The 17,025-nt window shown below is 65.7% G+C and carries 13 protein-coding genes; 9 read left to right on the top strand and 4 right to left on the bottom strand.

Annotated features, from left to right (window positions below; genetic code table 11):
• Window positions 1-288: 288 nt before the first annotated feature.
• From ctaD to CH305_RS24585, 3 genes are all read left to right on the top strand, one after another.
• The gene (ctaD, locus tag CH305_RS24595) at window positions 289-2,079 is read left to right on the top strand and encodes a cytochrome c oxidase subunit I (RefSeq protein ID WP_032403125.1); all 1,791 of its coding nucleotides are present in this window, start codon (window positions 289-291) and stop codon (window positions 2,077-2,079) included.
• A 142-nt stretch (window positions 2,080-2,221) separates the two neighbouring features.
• Window positions 2,222-3,448, top strand: a complete 1,227-nt coding sequence (serB, locus tag CH305_RS24590; RefSeq protein ID WP_032403126.1) for a phosphoserine phosphatase SerB — start codon at window positions 2,222-2,224, stop codon at window positions 3,446-3,448.
• The gene (locus CH305_RS24585; RefSeq protein ID WP_094705110.1) at window positions 3,445-4,266 is read left to right on the top strand and encodes a peptidyl-tRNA hydrolase; all 822 of its coding nucleotides are present in this window, start codon (window positions 3,445-3,447) and stop codon (window positions 4,264-4,266) included. Before serB ends, CH305_RS24585 begins: the two co-directional genes overlap by 4 nt.
• 672 nt (window positions 4,267-4,938) lie before the next feature.
• Here CH305_RS24585 and glgX read toward each other — a convergent pair.
• Window positions 4,939-7,086: a glycogen debranching protein GlgX gene (glgX, locus tag CH305_RS24575; protein ID WP_256983988.1), complete on the bottom strand. Its 2,148-nt coding sequence runs from the start codon at window positions 7,084-7,086 to the stop codon at window positions 4,939-4,941.
• 49 nt (window positions 7,087-7,135) lie between these two features.
• Between glgX and CH305_RS24570 the strand changes: the two genes are divergently transcribed.
• The 5 genes from CH305_RS24570 to CH305_RS24550 are packed head-to-tail and all read left to right on the top strand — an operon-like array spanning window position 7,136 to window position 11,968.
• On the top strand, window positions 7,136-7,978 hold the full coding sequence (locus tag CH305_RS24570; protein ID WP_032403580.1) for an ABC transporter ATP-binding protein: 843 nt from the start codon (window positions 7,136-7,138) through the stop codon (window positions 7,976-7,978).
• Between the two features lie 50 nt (window positions 7,979-8,028).
• A complete protein-coding gene (locus CH305_RS24565; RefSeq protein ID WP_094705106.1) occupies window positions 8,029-8,844 on the top strand; it encodes an NUDIX hydrolase in 816 nt (271 codons plus the stop codon).
• 26 nt (window positions 8,845-8,870) lie between these two features.
• A complete protein-coding gene (locus CH305_RS24560; RefSeq protein ID WP_032403128.1) occupies window positions 8,871-9,650 on the top strand; it encodes an enoyl-CoA hydratase/isomerase family protein in 780 nt (259 codons plus the stop codon).
• Window positions 9,651-9,708: 58 nt separating this feature from the next.
• The gene (locus tag CH305_RS24555; protein WP_094705104.1) at window positions 9,709-10,761 is read left to right on the top strand and encodes a class I SAM-dependent methyltransferase; all 1,053 of its coding nucleotides are present in this window, start codon (window positions 9,709-9,711) and stop codon (window positions 10,759-10,761) included.
• Between the two features lie 34 nt (window positions 10,762-10,795).
• Entirely contained in the window at window positions 10,796-11,968 is a 1,173-nt protein-coding gene (locus CH305_RS24550) for an SAM-dependent methyltransferase (RefSeq protein WP_094705102.1), read from the top strand.
• On the opposite strand, the gene CH305_RS24545 is transcribed toward CH305_RS24550, so the two are convergent.
• A complete protein-coding gene (locus CH305_RS24545; protein ID WP_094705100.1) occupies window positions 11,956-13,278 on the bottom strand; it encodes a PQQ-binding-like beta-propeller repeat protein in 1,323 nt (440 codons plus the stop codon). The genes CH305_RS24550 and CH305_RS24545 overlap by 13 nt on opposite strands.
• Before the next feature lie 148 nt (window positions 13,279-13,426).
• Here CH305_RS24545 and CH305_RS24540 point away from each other — a divergent pair, with 148 nt between their 5' ends.
• Window positions 13,427-14,188, top strand: coding sequence for an acyltransferase (locus CH305_RS24540; protein ID WP_032403132.1), 762 nt, complete (start codon window positions 13,427-13,429; stop codon window positions 14,186-14,188).
• A 54-nt stretch (window positions 14,189-14,242) separates the two neighbouring features.
• Here the strand turns inward: CH305_RS24540 and CH305_RS24535 are convergent, their stop codons facing one another.
• Both CH305_RS24535 and CH305_RS24530 read right to left on the bottom strand, forming a co-directional pair.
• Window positions 14,243-15,490: a glycosyltransferase family 4 protein gene (locus CH305_RS24535; RefSeq protein ID WP_094705098.1), complete on the bottom strand. Its 1,248-nt coding sequence runs from the start codon at window positions 15,488-15,490 to the stop codon at window positions 14,243-14,245.
• Complete coding sequence (locus CH305_RS24530; RefSeq protein WP_094705326.1) at window positions 15,487-17,019, bottom strand: glycoside hydrolase family 57 protein; 1,533 nt, start codon at window positions 17,017-17,019, stop codon at window positions 15,487-15,489. The genes CH305_RS24535 and CH305_RS24530 overlap by 4 nt, the downstream gene beginning before the upstream one ends.
• Between the last annotated feature and the right edge of the window lie 6 nt (window positions 17,020-17,025).

The raw sequence follows: 17,025 nt of genomic DNA, 5'->3' as shown, positions 1-17,025 counted from the left end.
TCGACGGGTCGGGTGGTCTCACACAGTATCGGAAGGCCGTTCTCGCAGAACACTCGAACGGGCACCGGCGAGGCCACGGAATCGACCGCGTTCGCACCGTGCCCGCTGCGGCGGAAAGGCCCACAGCGCAGGCAGATCGCCCGATCCGGGCGGTGTCGAATCTGCCCAATACGACACACGGTAGGACCGGTTCGGCAAGTGTCGGTCCGACGGTCTACGATTCGAGGAGCGCACGACTAGATGACGTCGCCTCGTGGTTCGGGGTCGGACGCGCAATCAGGAGGATCTGTGACTGCCCTAGCGCCTAGGCCCGCTCCCGCGGTGGATGCCGCTCGGCCGTTCCCGCCGAGGATGGGACCGAAGGGTTCGTTCCTGCACAAAGCGGTGACGACGACCGATCCCAAGGTCTTGGGGATCATGTACATCGCGACCTCGTTCGCGTTCTTCCTCGTCGGTGGACTGATGGCGCTGCTGATGCGCGCCGAGTTGGCCGTGCCGGGAATGCAGTTCCTGTCCAACGAGCAGTACAACCAGCTGTTCACCATGCACGGCACCATCATGCTGCTGCTGTACGCGACGCCCATCGTGTTCGGGTTCGCCAACTACATCCTCCCGCTGCAGATCGGTGCACCCGACGTCGCGTTCCCACGGTTGAACGCGTTCTCGTACTGGCTGTACCTGTTCGGTGCCTTGATCACCACAGCTGGCTTCATCACTCCCGGTGGCGCAGCCGACTTCGGTTGGACCGCGTACACCCCACTCACCTCGGCTCTGCATTCGCCGGGTGTCGGCGCGGACCTGTGGATCATGGGTCTGGCCGTCGCCGGTCTCGGCACCATCCTCGGTGGCGTCAACATGATCACCACGGTGATCTGCCTGCGTGCCCCCGGTATGACGATGTTCCGCATGCCGATCTTCACCTGGAACATCCTGGTGACGTCGATCCTGATCCTGCTGGCCTTCCCCCTGCTGACGGCGGCGCTGCTCGGCCTGGCGGCCGACCGCCACCTGGGTGCGCACCTGTTCGATCCGGCAACCGGAGGCGTGCTGCTGTGGCAGCACCTGTTCTGGTTCTTCGGTCACCCCGAGGTGTACATCATCGCGTTGCCGTTCTTCGGAATCGTCTCCGAGATCTTCCCGGTCTTCTCCCGTAAGCCGATCTTCGGCTACTCGGGACTGATCTACGCGACGATCGCGATCGCAGCCCTCTCCATTGCGGTGTGGGCGCACCACATGTACGCCACCGGTGCAGTGTTGCTGCCGTTCTTCTCGTTCATGACGTTCCTGATCGCGGTGCCCACAGGTGTGAAGATCTTCAACTGGGTCGGCACCATGTGGCGCGGTCAAGTGACACTCGAAACACCGATGCTGTTCGCGATCGGGTTCCTGATCACGTTCGTATTCGGCGGATTGACGGGCGTTCTGCTGGCGTCGCCGCCGATCGACTTCCAGGTCACCGACACCTACTTCGTCGTCGCGCATTTCCACTACGTGGTGTTCGGCACGGTGGTGTTCGCAACGTACGCCGGCATCTACTTCTGGTTCCCCAAGATGACGGGCCGGATGATGGACGAGGCCCTCGGCAAGTGGCACTTCTGGCTGACGTTCTTCGGCTTCCACGCCACGTTCCTCGTCCAGCACTGGCTCGGAAACGAGGGAATGCCGCGTCGCTACGCCGACTACCTGCCTTCCGACGGGTTCACCGAACTGAACATCATCTCCACCATCGGTGCCTTCGTCCTCGGTGCCTCGACATTGCCGTTCGTCTGGAACGTCTTCAAGTCCTACCGCTACGGCGAGGTCGTCACGGTCGACGATCCGTGGGGCTACGGCAACTCGCTGGAGTGGGCTACCTCGTGCCCGCCGCCGCGGCACAACTTCACCGAGCTGCCGCGTATCCGGTCCGAGCGTCCGGCATTCGAGCTGCACTACCCGCACATGGTCGAGCGGATGCGCGCGGAAGCTCACGTGGGGCCGGGTGCACACGGCGGTAAAACGACTGCTGTCCTCGAGCAGGCCCGCCGGGCTCCGATCGCCACCAGCGATCACGAAGGGTCCGGAGACCCCGACCCCAGGTAGTCACAGCACAGCGAGAGCCCCTCCCGGCTACCGGGTGGGGCTCTTCGCTTGCGACAATCTCGTGGCGCGGTCGGGTTCGCCCGTCCATCGCGAGGTGACAACAAGACGTATTCGGCCGGTGGCCGAGTGAAAGGGAGATCCGGTGAAGTCGAACGACACCGCAGTGCTGGTGACGGTGACGGGACCCGACAAGCCGGGCGTCACCTCGGTGCTCTTCGCGGCATTGTCTCGGCACGAGGTGAGCCTTCTCGACGTCGAGCAGGTGGTCATTCGCGGCAGGCTGACCCTCGGTGTCCTGTTGACCTGTCCGCGCGATCCCGAAGCGCTGCAGGAGGAGCTCGAGGACGCCATGGCCACGGTCGGGGTCCATGTGGACGTCGAGATCGGCGCTGCGCAGAGTGGTGGTCGGAGTTTGGGAACGCATGTCGTCGTCGTTCTCGGGCGACCCGTGACCGCGCGAGCGTTCAGCACCATCTCGCGCGAGTTGGCCCGCCAGGGCGCGAACATCGACTCCATTCGCGGAGTTGCCGACTACCCCGTGACGGGGCTCGAACTGCAGGTGACTGCAACCGACACGTCGCCGGACGCCGATGTCGCACTCCGTACCGGTCTTGCGGCGATCGCAGCGGGAATCGGTGTGGACGTCGCGGTGGAGAGGGCCGGCATCGCGCGTCGATCGAAGCGGCTCATCGTGTTCGACGTCGACTCCACGCTGGTCCAGGGCGAGGTCATCGAGATGTTGGCTGCACGAGCCGGCCGCGAGGACGAGGTCAGGGCTGTCACCGAAGCGGCGATGCGCGGCGAGATCGACTTCACGGAGTCGCTCGAACAGCGGGTCGCCGTACTGGCTGGTCTCGACGAATCTGTCATCGACGAGGTGGGAGAGAGCCTGGAGCTGACGGCGGGGGCACGGACCACCATTCGGACTCTTCGTCGACTCGGGTTCGCGTGTGGGGTTGTCTCCGGAGGTTTCCGGCAGGTCATCGAAGGTCTGGCCCACGAGCTCGAACTGGATTACGTCAAGGCGAACACTCTCGAGATCGTCGACGGCAAACTCACCGGCCGGGTGATCGGCGAAGTGGTCGACCGAGCGGCCAAGGCGACAGCACTCCGCGAATTCGCAGCGCAATCGGGAGTACCGATGGAGCAGACGGTGGCGGTCGGCGACGGAGCCAACGACATCGACATGCTCACTGCGGCCGGCCTCGGCGTCGCCTTCAACGCCAAGCCTGCCTTGCGCGAAATTGCCGACACCGCCATTTCGCATCCGTACCTGGACGCGGTGCTGTTCATCCTCGGCGTCACTCGCAACGAGATCGAAGCTGCGGATGCTGTCGACGGGGGAGTCCGTCGCGTCCCGATCCCATGATCGGCGAGCACCCGGCGGGCAATCCCGAAGTCGGCAATCCCGAAGTCGAGGGCGCAACAGGTGAGGTGACCGGCGAGAACGATGCCGAAGTGTTCTCGGCCGAGAACACGTTCGACTCGCGTCACGCCGAACTCGCCCGTGGGTACGGGGGAGCCGAGGATCCATCGGACCCGGCGGATGTACTGGCCATGCCGTTGGTCCTGCACATCCCGAAGACGGATTCGCCGTTGCGCAGCGAGTTGCTCGAGGCAGCCGCCCGGGCCACGGTGATGCTGTGCCTCGACCCGCGTGTGGGTTCGGGTGCCTCGTGGCACGATGCCTTCACAGAATGGACGTCGGCTCGAATTCGCAAAGTTGCCCGTCGGGCACGGGGTGCGCAATGGACTGCCGCACAGGACGTCCCGGGGGTCACGGTCGATGTGGGCGGTGCATCGGCACGGGCATTGGTTCCCGGTCGCGTCGGTGATCTCGATCCGAGGATCAAACGCCTGCAGATCGGTGGCACCGACGTTCCATCCGACGAAGCACCGTCGCCCGCTGCGGGTCCGGTGCTGTGGGTCGATACTTCGTTGTCCATGACGGTGGGCAAGGCTGCCGCTCAGGTGGGGCATGCCTCGATGTTGCTGGCCGGCGCGATGAGCGTGGAGGAGTGCCGAGAGTGGGCGTCGGCAGGCTACCCGTGCTCGGTGCGTCCGGCCGATCCGCAGCAGTGGGCCCGTGCACTGGACCAGGTTCGGGGCGGGCGTGCCGTCGCGGTGCGGGATGCGGGCTTCACCGAAGTGGCCCCGGGCTCGACGACGGTGATCGCCGTTCGCTGAGTCGCGTGTTTCAGTTGGGGGTCCACTGTCGCGGAACTGGCTATCCATAACGTATCCAGTACTGCCGGAGACTGGGAGCATGTTCACCTCACCACTTCGCGCAGTCGTCGGCCGTCGTCTCCCGTCCAGGTTGGCTGCCCTCTACGTCGGGCTGTGGCTGTACGGGGCGTCCATGTCCTTGATGATCGCCGGTGGTCTCGGTGTCAATCCCTGGGATGTGTTTCATCAGGGCCTCGAAAGCCACGTCTCGCTCAGCTTCGGAACCATCACCGCGATCACCGGAGTGGCCGTCTTGCTGATGTGGATTCCGCTGCGGCAACGTCCGGGTCTGGGGACCGTGAGCAACGTCGTGGTGATCGCAGTGGCCGTCGATGCGACGTCGGCACTGTTACCGCATCTCGACGGACTCGTGATTCGATCGCTGGCCATGGTGTCGGGAATCGTGGTGAACGCCTTCGCCACGGCCCTGTACATCGGTGCCGGAATGGGCCCGGGCCCACGTGACGGTTTGATGACCGGTCTGGTGGCCAGAACCGGGTGGTCGATCCGGCTCACCCGTACCGGAATCGAGTTGACCGTCGTGCTCACCGGCTGGCTGCTCGGCGGCACGCTGGGGCTGGGAACGGTGCTCTACGCACTCGGGGTCGGTCCGCTCGTGCAGCTGTTCATGACCTACCTGCCCGCGCTGCGGAACACCAGCACCGTGGAGCCGGCCACCGATATCGTCGAACCTGCCTCCAGCGCAGCCGTATTCGGCGGCACTCCGTCCGGGAACGAGGAGTCGAGTACCGGGACGAACCGGGACGTCGACCAGCTCGGGCAGGCAAGGGTGATCTCAGCGGGTCCGCCCGAGTGGAGGATCAAGAGCGAACTCGCATCGTCGACCTGCCCGCCGTCCGAGTCGTAGGAGCGGACGTCGGAACCGTCGACCCACGCCGTGATCGTGCGTACCGAGTCGTCGTTCCACCGATCCGTATCGAATTCCCTACCGGCAGAGTCGAACCACACCAGGTCCGGTCGACCGGTCGGAGTGGCGCGGCCGGTGAAGAATTCCTGCTGTCTCAGCGTCGGAGCGCTCGCTCGGACACGGAGCAACCGACCGACGAATCGAATCATGTCCTGATCGGCGCTGTTCCAGTCGATTGCCCAGGAGTCCTCGATCGGTGCGTCCTGGGGAACGCAGTACGCGTTGTTGTTGCCGGACTGCGTGTGGCCCAGTTCGTCGCCGGCCAGCAGCATCGGCGTGCCTGTCGAGAGGGTCAACGTGGCCAGGAGAGCGCGCACGTGGCGACCACGCGCGTCGAGTACGGACGGATCGTCGGTCTCGCCCTCGACACCGTGGTTGACCGAGGAGTTGTTGTCGGTTCCGTCTCGGTTCTCTTCGCCGTTGGCTCCGTTGTGCTTTCGTTCGTACGACACCAGATCGCGGGCGGTGAATCCGTCGTGTGCGGTGACGAAGTTGATCGACGCCCACGGCAGTCGGTGGCTACCCGCGAACAGATCCTCGGAACCGGCCAGGCGGGAGGCCAGTTCACGGACGCCGTGCTGGCCCGCCCAGAAGCCTCGAACCGTGTCGCGGTAGCGATCGTTCCATTCCGACCACGCCACTTCGAAGTTTCCGACCTGGTAGCCGGCACCGGTGGCGTCCCACGGCTCGGCAATCAGCTTGACCTGGGCCAGAAGGGGATCCACGGCTATCGCGGTCAGTAGCGGTGCGCGAGGATCGAATCGCCAACCACCGGGCCGGCCGAGAGTACTCGCGAGGTCGAACCGGAACCCGTCGACGCCCATCTCGTCGACCCAGTAGCGCAGGCTGTCGCACACCATGCGCACGACCGCGGGCGACGCCGAGTCGAGAGTGTTGCCGCAGCCGGTCAGGTCGACGTCCGATCCGCGGCCGTCGAGAAGGTAGTAGCCGGGAGCATCGAGGCCGCGCCAACTGATCGACGGCCCGTCGACCGAGGACTCGCACGTGTGGTTGTAGACGACGTCGAGGATCACCTCGATCCCCGCGCCGTGCAACGCGTCGACCATGGTGCGGAACTCGTCGACCTCGTCGCCGGGAACGGCGGCGAACCGTGGATCCGGCGCGAAGTACGCCCCCGTCGAGTAACCCCAGTGGTTCCGCATTCCGCGGGCGCGTACACCGGGCTCGGTGAAGGTGGTGTGGACCGGCAGCAGTTCGACGGACGTGATGCCGATACGCGCGAGATGTTCGAGCACCGCGGGGTGAGCGAGTCCCAGGTAGGTGCCGCGAAGATGTTGGGGGACAGCAGGATTACGAGCAGTGAACGATCCCACGTGCAGCTCGTAGAGAACGGTACGGTCCCAGGGCACGGACGGGCGCGCCGGTCGGCCGGCGTGAGCGAGAGGTGCGCGAACCACGGCGAGGGGGAGGTGCCCGAGCGAATCACGAGTGCTCGGCACCCCGAACGGATCGTCTTCGTAGGCCAACAGAGCCGACGGGTCTCCGAATTCTCCGCTGACCTGACGGGCGGAGGGGTCGAGCAGAATCTTCGCACCGTTGAATCGACGCCCCGCGTGCGGATCCCACCGGCCGTGCGCTCGGAAGCCGTATCGGTCACCGGGTCGAACGTCCGGAACGAAGCCGTGTCGAACTCCGAACGTGCTGGTCGTCAGTTCTACTCGCCGTTCGCCACCGTCGGGATCGATCAGGCACACCTCGACGCCGTCGGCCTCGGGCGCGTGGACTGCAAATTGAGTGCCAGTCGACATCACCGTGGCACCGAGGGGGAACGGCGATCCAGGTGGATTGGAGCCAGTTTCCTGGTCCTCTGTTCGATGGGCGCTGGCGGGCAGATCGTGATTGGGCGACACGCGTGCACATCCTGCCGTGAATGCAGGGTCGATGTGCGGGAAGATAGGCGTCGTGTCTGAACCGGATCCCGACCTGCTCGTAGATTTCACCGATGTCGTCGTTCGCCGAGGTGGTGTGACCTTGGTGGGGCCCGTCACCTGGAAGGTGGAACTGGACGAACGGTGGGTCGTCCTCGGACCGAACGGTGCCGGAAAGACGTCGTTGCTGCGTATCGCGGCAGCCGAGATCCATCCGACATCGGGTGTCGCCCACGTTCTCGGCGAGGTCATGGGCAAAGCCGACGTCTCCGAACTCCGGCCACGGATCGGGTTGTCGTCGTCCTCGCTGGCCCACCGCATTCCGGCCGACGAGCTCGTGTCCGATCTGGTGGTCTCCGCCGGATACTCCGTGCTGGGACGCTGGCGCGAGAAATACGACGCAATCGACACCGAGCGCGCTGTGGAGATGCTGGAAAGTCTCGGTGCCGAGCATCTCGCCACTCGCACCTACGGCACCCTCTCGGAAGGCGAACGCAAGCGGGTTCTGATCGCGCGTGCGTTGATGACCGACCCCGAACTGCTGCTGCTCGACGAGCCTGCGGCGGGTCTCGACCTGGGCGGTCGCGAAGAACTGGTGTCACGTCTTGCCGATATCGCCGCCGACCCGGATTCCCCCGCCACCGTGCTGATCACCCATCACGTCGAGGAAATCCCCCCGGGTTTCAGTCATGCGTTGCTGCTCAAGGAAGGCGGTGTGGTGGCCCAGGGGCTGGTGGACGATGTCATCACCGCGGAGAACCTCACCGAGGCGTTCAGCCAGTCGATCGCTCTCGACCGTGTCGATGGCCGCTTCTTCGCCCGTCGCACTCGGGCTGCCGGTGCGCACCGACGCTAGCGCTGGACCACCCCGATCTCGCTGAGCTGCTCAGCGGTACGTTGCCTTTCATGAGCTCGAACAGTGCTGCCGATCACGTACCTGCGCGTGACGCCTCGACAGTCATCCTGATCCGTGACGGACGCCTCCGTTCCGAGATAGAAGTATTTCTTCTCGAACGGGTGGGCGGAATGGCGTTCGCGGGCGGAATGACGGTATTTCCCGGAGGCGGAGTCGATCCATCGGACGCTGCGGCCGACGTGGGATGGGCAGGTCCACCGCCGACGTGGTGGGCCGAACGCCTCGGAACCGACGAGGGCAAGGCGCAAGCGCTGGTGTGCGCCGCGGCGCGCGAAACGTTCGAGGAGTGCGGTGTACTCCTGGCCGGGTCGGCACCGGATTCCATCGTTGCCGACACTGCTCCGTTCGCCGCCGAGCGAGGTCGACTCGAGCGCCGCGAACTCTCGTTCGCCGAATTTCTCACCGCACACGACCTGGTGCTGCGCTCGGACCTGCTCAGGCCATGGTCGCACTGGATCACGCCGGTGGGCGAAGCGCGACGGTACGACACCCGGTTCTTCGTCGCAGTGCTTCCGGAAGGCCAGAAGGCGGACGGGGAAACCAGCGAAGCAGCATCGGTGAGTTGGCGTTCGACCGATGATGCATTGGCGGACTGGCGAAAGGGAAACACCATCCTGCTCCCACCGACCTGGAGCCAGTTGGACGCACTGTCTCGGTTCGACACCGTCGCCGACGTTGTCGATCACGAACGTGACATCACCCCGATCCTGCCGATTCTCACCCGTGAGGACGGCGCGGTCCGGGTGATCTTCGACGGGGACGACGCGTACTACGCCGGAGCGCGACATCCCTGGGCCGATCGCTGAACTGTCGCCGGGTAGCCTTTCGGCCCATGGCTGAGTTCGTGAATCTCGAAGTATCCGACGGTATCGGCACCATCCGCCTGGACCGACCGCCGATGAATGCACTCGATCGTCAGATGCAGGAAGAGATTCGTTCGGCGGCTCGGGAAGCGACCGTGAACACCGACGTCAAGGCTGTCGTCGTGTACGGCGGCGAGAAGGTGTTCGCGGCCGGTGCGGACATCAAGGAGATGGTGGCGCTGTCGGCGGCGGAAATGGCGGAGATCGCCGGAGACCTGCAGTCCGCTCTGGGCTCGCTGAGCACCATCCCCAAGCCGGTCGTCGCTGCCGTGACCGGATACGCGCTCGGCGGTGGACTCGAGGTCGCCCTCGGCGCCGATCGTCGAATTGCCGGCGACAACGCCAAGTTCGGTGTCCCCGAAGTGCTCCTCGGTGTCATTCCCGGCGGCGGCGGCACTCAACGACTCGCGCGGCTGATCGGTCCGAGTCGAGCAAAGGACATGGTCTTCACCGGCCGCTTCGTCGGAGCGGAGGAGGCCCTGCGGATCGGTCTGGTGGACGAGGTGGTGGCCCCCGACGAGGTGTACAACGCGGCGCGGGCGTGGGCCATGCAATTCACCACGGGAGCATCGCGGGCGCTCGCCGCCGCGAAAGCCTCGATCGACCAGGGACTCGACGTCGATCTCACCAACGGCCTTCGGATCGAGGCCCAGCAGTTCGCGGCGCTGTTCGCCACCGACGATCGCACGATCGGGATGGAGTCCTTCGTGGCCGACGGCCCGGGCAAAGCGACCTTCACCGGCCGGTGACGCAATCCCCGTCGACCGACGGAGTTGTTTCACGGCTACCGGATAGTAGGCTCGCCTGATGACTGCAAGCCCCCACGACGGTGTGAATCGATCGATCTCCAGTGTGACGGCCCCGGCCGAGGCCGACGACCGGACGGTCGATCCCGCCCCGAACCCGCACGCCACTGCCGAACAGGTCGAGGCCGCGCGATCGGACACCAAACTGGCGCAGGTGCTTTACCACGACTGGGAAGCCGAGACCTACGACGACAAATGGTCGATTTCCTACGACGAGCGCTGCATCGACTACGCCCGCGGAAGGTTCGATCAGGCTGTCTCCGGGGATGCCGACGCGCAGTCCGCTCTGCCGTACGGCCGCGCCTTGGAATTGGGGTGTGGAACCGGTTTCTTCCTGCTCAATCTGATGCAGGCGGGTATTGCCGACAAGGGGTCGGTCACCGACCTGTCACCGGGAATGGTGAAGGTTGCACTGCGTAACGCCGGGCACCTCGGTCTCGACGTGGACGGCCGAGTTGCCGATGCCGAGACCATTCCCTACGACGACAACACGTTCGATCTGGTGGTCGGACACGCTGTGCTACATCACATCCCGGACGTCGAGCAGTCCTTGCGCGAGGTGTTGCGCGTGCTCAAGCCCGGCGGGCGATTCGTCTTCGCAGGCGAACCCACCACCGTCGGTAACTTCTACGCTCGCTGGCTCGGACGCATCACCTGGGAAACGACCACTCGCGTGACGAAGCTGCCGTTCCTGGCGAGTTGGCGCAAGCCGCAGGAAGAGCTCGACGAGTCTTCGCGAGCCGCTGCGCTCGAGGCCGTCGTCGACCTCCACACATTCGATCCCACCGACCTGGAGAACATCGCGCTGTCGGCCGGTGCCGAGCGCGTGCAGGCGAACACCGAAGAGTTCGCCGCCGCCCTGCTCGGGTGGCCGGTGCGGACCTTCGAGGCTGCCGTTCCGGCGGGCAAGCTGGGCTGGAACTGGGCGAAGTTCGCCTTCGGCGGTTGGAAGACACTGAGCTGGGTCGACGAGAACGTGCTGCAGCACGTGGTGCCGCGCGGGCTGTTCTACAACGTGATGATCACCGGCACCAAACCTGCTCCTCGCGCTTGATCGGCTCGGACCGCCGCAGACTCCGAGACCGCTAGTGGGCTACGAATTCACCGGCACCGACCTCGACTTCCTACGAAGCGAGGCCGGTGCCGGAGCTCTTGCTGCGGTCGACCATCTCGAGCTGAACGCTCGAACCTCGGTGCGCGACACAGCCTCGGTGCGCACTCGCTTCCCCGACCACGCGAGTGCCCTGATCGAAACCGTCACTGTCCGCCGCAAGGCCCGGGTGAAGTTGTTCGAGTCCGATCACTGGCTGGTGACCGACGACGCCGTCCAGCAAGCCACTCCGACACTCGTGGCGCGCAGGCGTGCCGAGCGACTGGCCGGTCGTCGAGTGCACGATGTCACGTGCTCCATCGGCAGTGAACTGGCCGTGCTGGTCGGATCAGCCGAGCTGGCGGTCGGGAGCGATCTCGACCCGATCCGGCTTCGGATGGCCGCACACAACGTGCCTGCTGCCACCCTGCTGCGGGCCGACGCACTGACACCGACGACGCGGGGGACCGTCGTCGTGGCCGATCCCGGCCGCCGAGCGGGCGGGCGGCGACGCCATGATCCGGCAGCGCTGCAACCTCCGCTACCGGAACTGTTCGACGCCTATCGCGGCCGAGATCTGGTCGTCAAATGCGCGCCCGGTCTCGACTTCGACGCTGTCGATTGGCCCGGCGAGATAGAGGTGGTCTCGCTCGACGGGGGAGTGCGCGAAGCCTGCCTGTGGTCGGAAGGGCTCAGCGAGAAGGGCATTCGGCGTCGTGCGGCAGTTCTTCGCTCCGATGGCAGCGCACTGGACATCACCGATGCCGAATCCGACGACATTCCGGTACGGCCGCCAGGGCAGTACATCGTCGACCCCGACGGGGCAGTGGTCAGGGCCGGTCTGGTTCGTCACTACGGTGCCAGATTCGGTCTGTGGCAACTCGATCCGAGAATCGCATACCTGACCGGCGATACGGTACCGGCGGGGGTACGCGGCTTTCGGGTTCTGGAGCAGTCCAAGTTCTCCGAGAAAGTGCTTCGGCAGCAACTGAATCGGATGGACTGCGGCTCGGTCGAGATGCTCGTGCGCGGAGTGGACGTGGATCCCGCGATACTGCGGCCCAAGCTCAAGCTTCGCGGAAGCGTCGCACTCTCGGTGGTCATCACCCGCATCGATCGGTCCGCGGTGTCCTTCGTCTGCGCGCCCGGGGCGATCGATCAGCCGGTGTAGGTGAAGATCTCACCCAGGTAGCTCGCGGTGACGACCTGTCCGTCCGGCCCGATGGACGTGCCGACGGTGCCGCCGACGACGTCGGGAACAGGCTGCGAGTCCACCGTGTTGCCGGTAGCCGAATCGAACGTGAGCAGTGCCAGTCCGTCGCCGTCGCGGACGACGGTATGGCCGCGGCCGTCTGCGGATTGTGCTGCTGTTCCCGCTTGTTCGATGTCGTCGCGCACCCACACCCGCTCGACGGAATCGCCGTTGTCGCGCAATCCGACCAAGGTGCCGTCACCGCCGGCGGGGACGATGGTGCCGTCCGCGGCGATCGACGGGGACGCCCCGACTCCGAGTCCGGTGCCCTCGGTCCACTTCTGCCGCCCGTCCGCGGTGTCGAACGCGGTCAACCGGCCGTCGACGTCGGCCACGTAGACCGTCGACCCGTCCTCGGACAGCACCGGAGACGACGCGACTCCTGCGGGCAAGAGGTCCGAGGACCAGCGTTCGGTGAGTCCGGGGGAGCCATCGCGGTTGTACTGCAGTGAAACGAGTTGCGGCGCAATCGAACCCGGACGCCACAGTGTGAGATAGATCGCTCCGGTTGCGGTGTCGACCGCGGGTGCTGCTGGTACGACGCACTCCGACCCTCCCGCACTGCACTCGGCGAGCCCGGTGTCGACCGGCTGAAAATCGGAGTTCGGATCGGTGAGGAAGTTCGGCGTCGGAACGAGGTCGAGGATGGGCACTCGAAGCTGCCCGTTCTGGGTGTCCAGAACGCTGACCTGACCCATCTGGGTCACCGAGAGCACGCTCCCGTCGCCGAGGAACTGAGCCGACTTCGGTACCCCGTACACCGGTGTCCGCCAACGAAGTTGCCCGTGATCGTTGTACGAGTTCATGCCGCCGTCGTCACCGATGTACACGTTGATCGCGGAGTCGACGGTAGGCGTTGCCGTCACGACCGATGGTCCGACGCGATTGCACCAGCGCTTGCGAGCGGAGTCGATCTCGAAGGAGAAGAGGTTGCACCCGGATTCGGTGGCTGCGGTGACGAACATCTGGCCGGTCGAGCCGATGGACACCGGAGAGCTCACGGTCCCGCCGGTGGGCCGGGTCCAGTCCAACGTGAGGGGAGAGTCGACCGACACTGCGGTCGATCCACTGTTGTGCGCGTTCGCGTGGGAGGCGGGCCACGAATCGGGTGAGAGCGGTTCGATGGCAGCGGTGTCGGAACTGCAGCCGCTCAGGGTCACCAGCACAACCGCAGCGGCGAACGCAGTGACCTTTCTGCCGGTCCTGCCGTGGGCCCTGACGCCGTGCATCGATCGCTCCCCATGAGGTCTTCCGTGCCCGACGCGGTGCCGGGGCGTCCTGTTCTCCTGCGCCGACTGGCAACAGTCGACAGGCAACCCTAGCCCGCCGACGGGTGCCGGCAGAGAGCGGGCGAACGAGAAACTAGGGTGAACGACCATGACGAGTATGTGGAACGCGCCGCTGCGGACACGCTGGCGCGGGTCGAGACGACGCGATACCGAGCAGGCGCGTTTCCTGACGCGTGCGTCCCTCGATTGGGTGCTCGCGAACAAGGCGTACACGCCCTGGTATCTCGTGCGGTACTACCGACTTGCGAAGTTCAAGATGGCCAATCCGCACGTGATTCTGAGGGGCATGGTGTTTCTCGGCAAGAACGTCGAGATCCACTCCACCCCCGAGCTCTCGCGTCTCGAGATCGGACGCTGGGTACACATCGGCGACGGCAATGCCATTCGATGCCACGAGGGTTCGCTGCGGATCGGTGACAAGGTGGTGTTCGGCAAGGACAACGTCGTCAACACCTACCTCGACATCGAGATCGGCGCGTCGACGCTGGTGGCCGACTGGTGCTACATCTGCGATTTCGATCATCGGATGGACGATGTGAACATGCCCATCAAGGACCAGGGAATCGTGAAGGGGCCCGTGCGAATAGGGCCCGACACCTGGATCGCCGCCAAGGTGACGATTCTGCGTGAGACCAGGATCGGGCGCGGCTGCGTGCTCGGTGCCCATGCCGTGGTCAAGGGCGAGATCCCCGATTACAGCATCGCCGTCGGTGCACCGGCCAAAGTTGTCCGCAACCGTAAGGACGCGTGGGAAGCCGGTGCTGCAGATCGCGCGAAATACATTGCGGCGCTGGAGGATATTGCACGCAAGAAGGCCCTCGGTCAGGCCGAGGCGGCGCGGGAGAGCTGACACCGAGGTGCACGGAACTTCGTCGCCCACTAAGTTCCGTGCACGTCGGGCGGCTCAGGTACGGCCGGGGAGAGCGCGTTCGACTATGTGCGGACGGCCCAGCGGATGGCGAACCTTACGCTTGGCTTCCAGGTAGACCCGCGCCGTCGACTCGGCGACGTGTTTCCAGTCGAAGTCGACATCGAGGCGTTCTCGAGCCGCTACCGCCCGTTCCTGCGCGGCGTCGGCGTTGTCGAGCACCTTCCGCACGGCCGCGGCCAGTCCAGCGACGTCCGCGGGCGCGAAGGACAGACCCGTGACACCGTCGACGATTGCTTCGCCGAGTCCGCCTGCGGTGGACGCGACCAACGGTGTGCCTGCGGCCGCGGCCTCGAGGGCGATGATGCCGAACGGTTCGTATCGGCTCGGCAGGACGATGGCGTCGGCTCCGTGCAGCCAACCGAGCAACTCGGTGTGGTCCAGGTTGCCCAGGAACGACACTGCCCGGCTCACCCGGTGCGTGCGCGCCAGCCCCGCCAACCAAGCGAACTGCGTTCCCTCACCGGCGATGTGCAGAGTGGTGCCCGGGTGGCTGCGCCGAATACGGGGTAGGGCGGCAATTGCGTCCTGGATGCCCTTCTCGTATTCGAGCCGGCCTACGTAGAGCAGCTTCGCGGGCTCGAATCGGGGCTCTCGTCTTCGGAAGCTCCAGGTGGATCCGTCGATTCCGTTGCGAATGATCGAGACTGCCGACTCGGACACACCGAACAACGCGGTCACCTCGTCTCGCATCGACGCCGAGCAGGTGATGACCGCATCCGAGTCGTTGGCCAGCCACCATTCGACGGAATGCACCTGACGGTTGACGGGACCGGAGATCCAGCCACTGTGACGTCCGGCCTCGGTCGCGTGGATGGTCGAGACGAGCGGTACGTCGTAGAACTCGGCCAGAGCGATAGCGGGGTGCGCAACGAGCCAGTCGTGGGCGTGGACGACGTCGGGCTGCCAGCCCTCGCCCAGCCCCGGCTTACCCAGCGCGACACCGGCCCGGACCATCGCATGACCCATCGCGAGGGTCCACGCGAGCATGTCTTCCCCGAAGACGAAGTGAGCCGGGTCCTCCGCGACGGCAACGACGAGCACGCCGTCCTCGATGTGATGCGAGGTCGGGTGCGTGGCGGCGTCGGTTCCGGTGGGTCGACGCGACAGGACGACGACCTCGTGTCCGCAGCGGACCAGCTCGGTCGCCAGGTGATGGACGTGGCGACCGAGTCCGCCTACCACCACGGGTGGGTATTCCCACGACACCATCAGAATCTTCATCGACGTCCCCCTGCAGTTTCAGGCTCGCTGCCACTGTGCGCACCGGGTAGGCGGCGCGCGTCCAACGCGGGGAACAATCCGTCCGCGCGGTTCCACTGCCTCGCCAGTTCGGCCGCCCGGGTTGTCGAACCGCCGACGGCCGCGGCAGCGATCTCGCGCAGAGCGTGCGCGTGGACGTGCGCGCGTTCCCGCGCATAACCGGCGGCGGAGTCCTTGCTGACCATGAATGCCCAGTCGCTGGCCACTGCCATCAGTGTCTCACGCAGTATCTGATCGCTGACCCGATTGCGTAGTTCCGGCCCACCGTGGCTGGGTCGGTGCTCCCGAGCGGAATCGACCGCGTCGAGCGCGGTCCGGGAGACCTCGGAATTGAGCGCAACCAGGTCGGCGACATCGTCTCCTGCCCACACTCGCCAGTCCTTGCCCGATCCCCACGAGGAATCCTGCAGTTCGAGCGGTGCACCGACATACCCCTGCTCGCGTGCGTCGTTCAGCGTGCCGACTGTGATTCCGGCGGCCGGGAGTGCGCGCATGAGCTTCTCCAACCACTGAGGGCCCTCGTGCCACCAGTGTCCGAACAACTCGGTGTCGAATGCGGCCACGACCAGAGCGTCACGGCCGATCCGATCCGATTCCGAGACCAGGCGTCGACGAACCACCTCCACGAAGTCTTCGACGTGGCGATCCACCGTTGCCGCAGCCCGTGCGGGATCGTAGGGAGCCTTGTCGTTCGAGGCGACCGTGCGGCCGGTGACTCGGGCGGGTTTGAGACCGGTGTCGTGATCGTAGGTGTGGAAGTCCCGATATGCACCGTGTCCCGGATAACCCGATTTGGGTGACCAGACGCGATAGCTGACCGGAAGATCTCGGCCGAACGCGACGACGTCCGAATCCCACACCGGCCTGCCGAGGGAGGTGTCACCGCGCATTGCGGGGCCGTCGACCATGAAGTGCGAGACCCCGGCCGCCGCGTACTCGGTTTCCATGCCGGGTGTGAAGCCGCATTCCGGTGCCCAGATGCCCGACGGGGCGGTGCCCCAGCGTGCGCGAGCGTCCAGCAGGCCCTCTCGGAGGGAGAATTCACGCAGACGCGGATGGAGCAGTGGCTGGAACGGGTGCGCGAGCGGGCCGCCCAACAACTCGACCGTCCCGGCGTCGAGCAGCGGCCGAAGCACCGCGGAGCCGCCATGTCGCCACCGGGTCTCGAATTGTTGGAGGGCAGCGGCCGCACCTCGGTGTTCGCGAACGGACAGCGCGCGATCGGCGGCTTCGTGGGCGCGCAATTGCCAATTTCCGAGCCAGTGATGCATACCCGACAGGCAGTGTGGATCGTCGAGTTGGGCGGCCAGAACCGGGGTGACACCGAGCGAAAGCACATCGGTGTGTCCGTCGTCGGCCAGTCGCTCGAGGGCCGCGGTGAGCGGCAGGTAGCAGTCGGCCCACGACTGGTACAGCCATTCCTCGCCGACGGGCCATCTGCCGTGATTGGCCAGCCAGGGGAGGTGGGAGTGCAGCACCAGAGAGAACATGCCCGG

Source organism: Rhodococcus sp. 15-649-2-2, assembly GCF_002258645.1.
GTDB lineage: Bacteria > Actinomycetota > Actinomycetes > Mycobacteriales > Mycobacteriaceae > Rhodococcoides.
The sequence above is the reverse complement of the archived record's forward strand: the minus strand, read 5'-3'. Positions and strand labels throughout refer to the sequence as shown.

Coding starts and splice junctions, on each gene's coding strand:
- CH305_RS24530 (WP_094705326.1), bottom strand. CDS start 17,019: ATGTTCTCTCTGGTGCTGCACTCCCACCTCCCCTGGCTGGCCAATCAC.
- CH305_RS24545 (WP_094705100.1), bottom strand. CDS start 13,278: ATGCACGGCGTCAGGGCCCACGGCAGGACCGGCAGAAAGGTCACTGCG.
- CH305_RS24570 (WP_032403580.1), top strand. CDS start 7,136: ATGTGCGGGAAGATAGGCGTCGTGTCTGAACCGGATCCCGACCTGCTC.
- CH305_RS24565 (WP_094705106.1), top strand. CDS start 8,029: ATGAGCTCGAACAGTGCTGCCGATCACGTACCTGCGCGTGACGCCTCG.
- CH305_RS24535 (WP_094705098.1), bottom strand. CDS start 15,490: ATGAAGATTCTGATGGTGTCGTGGGAATACCCACCCGTGGTGGTAGGC.
- CH305_RS24540 (WP_032403132.1), top strand. CDS start 13,427: ATGACGAGTATGTGGAACGCGCCGCTGCGGACACGCTGGCGCGGGTCG.
- CH305_RS24560 (WP_032403128.1), top strand. CDS start 8,871: ATGGCTGAGTTCGTGAATCTCGAAGTATCCGACGGTATCGGCACCATC.
- CH305_RS24555 (WP_094705104.1), top strand. CDS start 9,709: ATGACTGCAAGCCCCCACGACGGTGTGAATCGATCGATCTCCAGTGTG.
- CH305_RS24585 (WP_094705110.1), top strand. CDS start 3,445: ATGATCGGCGAGCACCCGGCGGGCAATCCCGAAGTCGGCAATCCCGAA.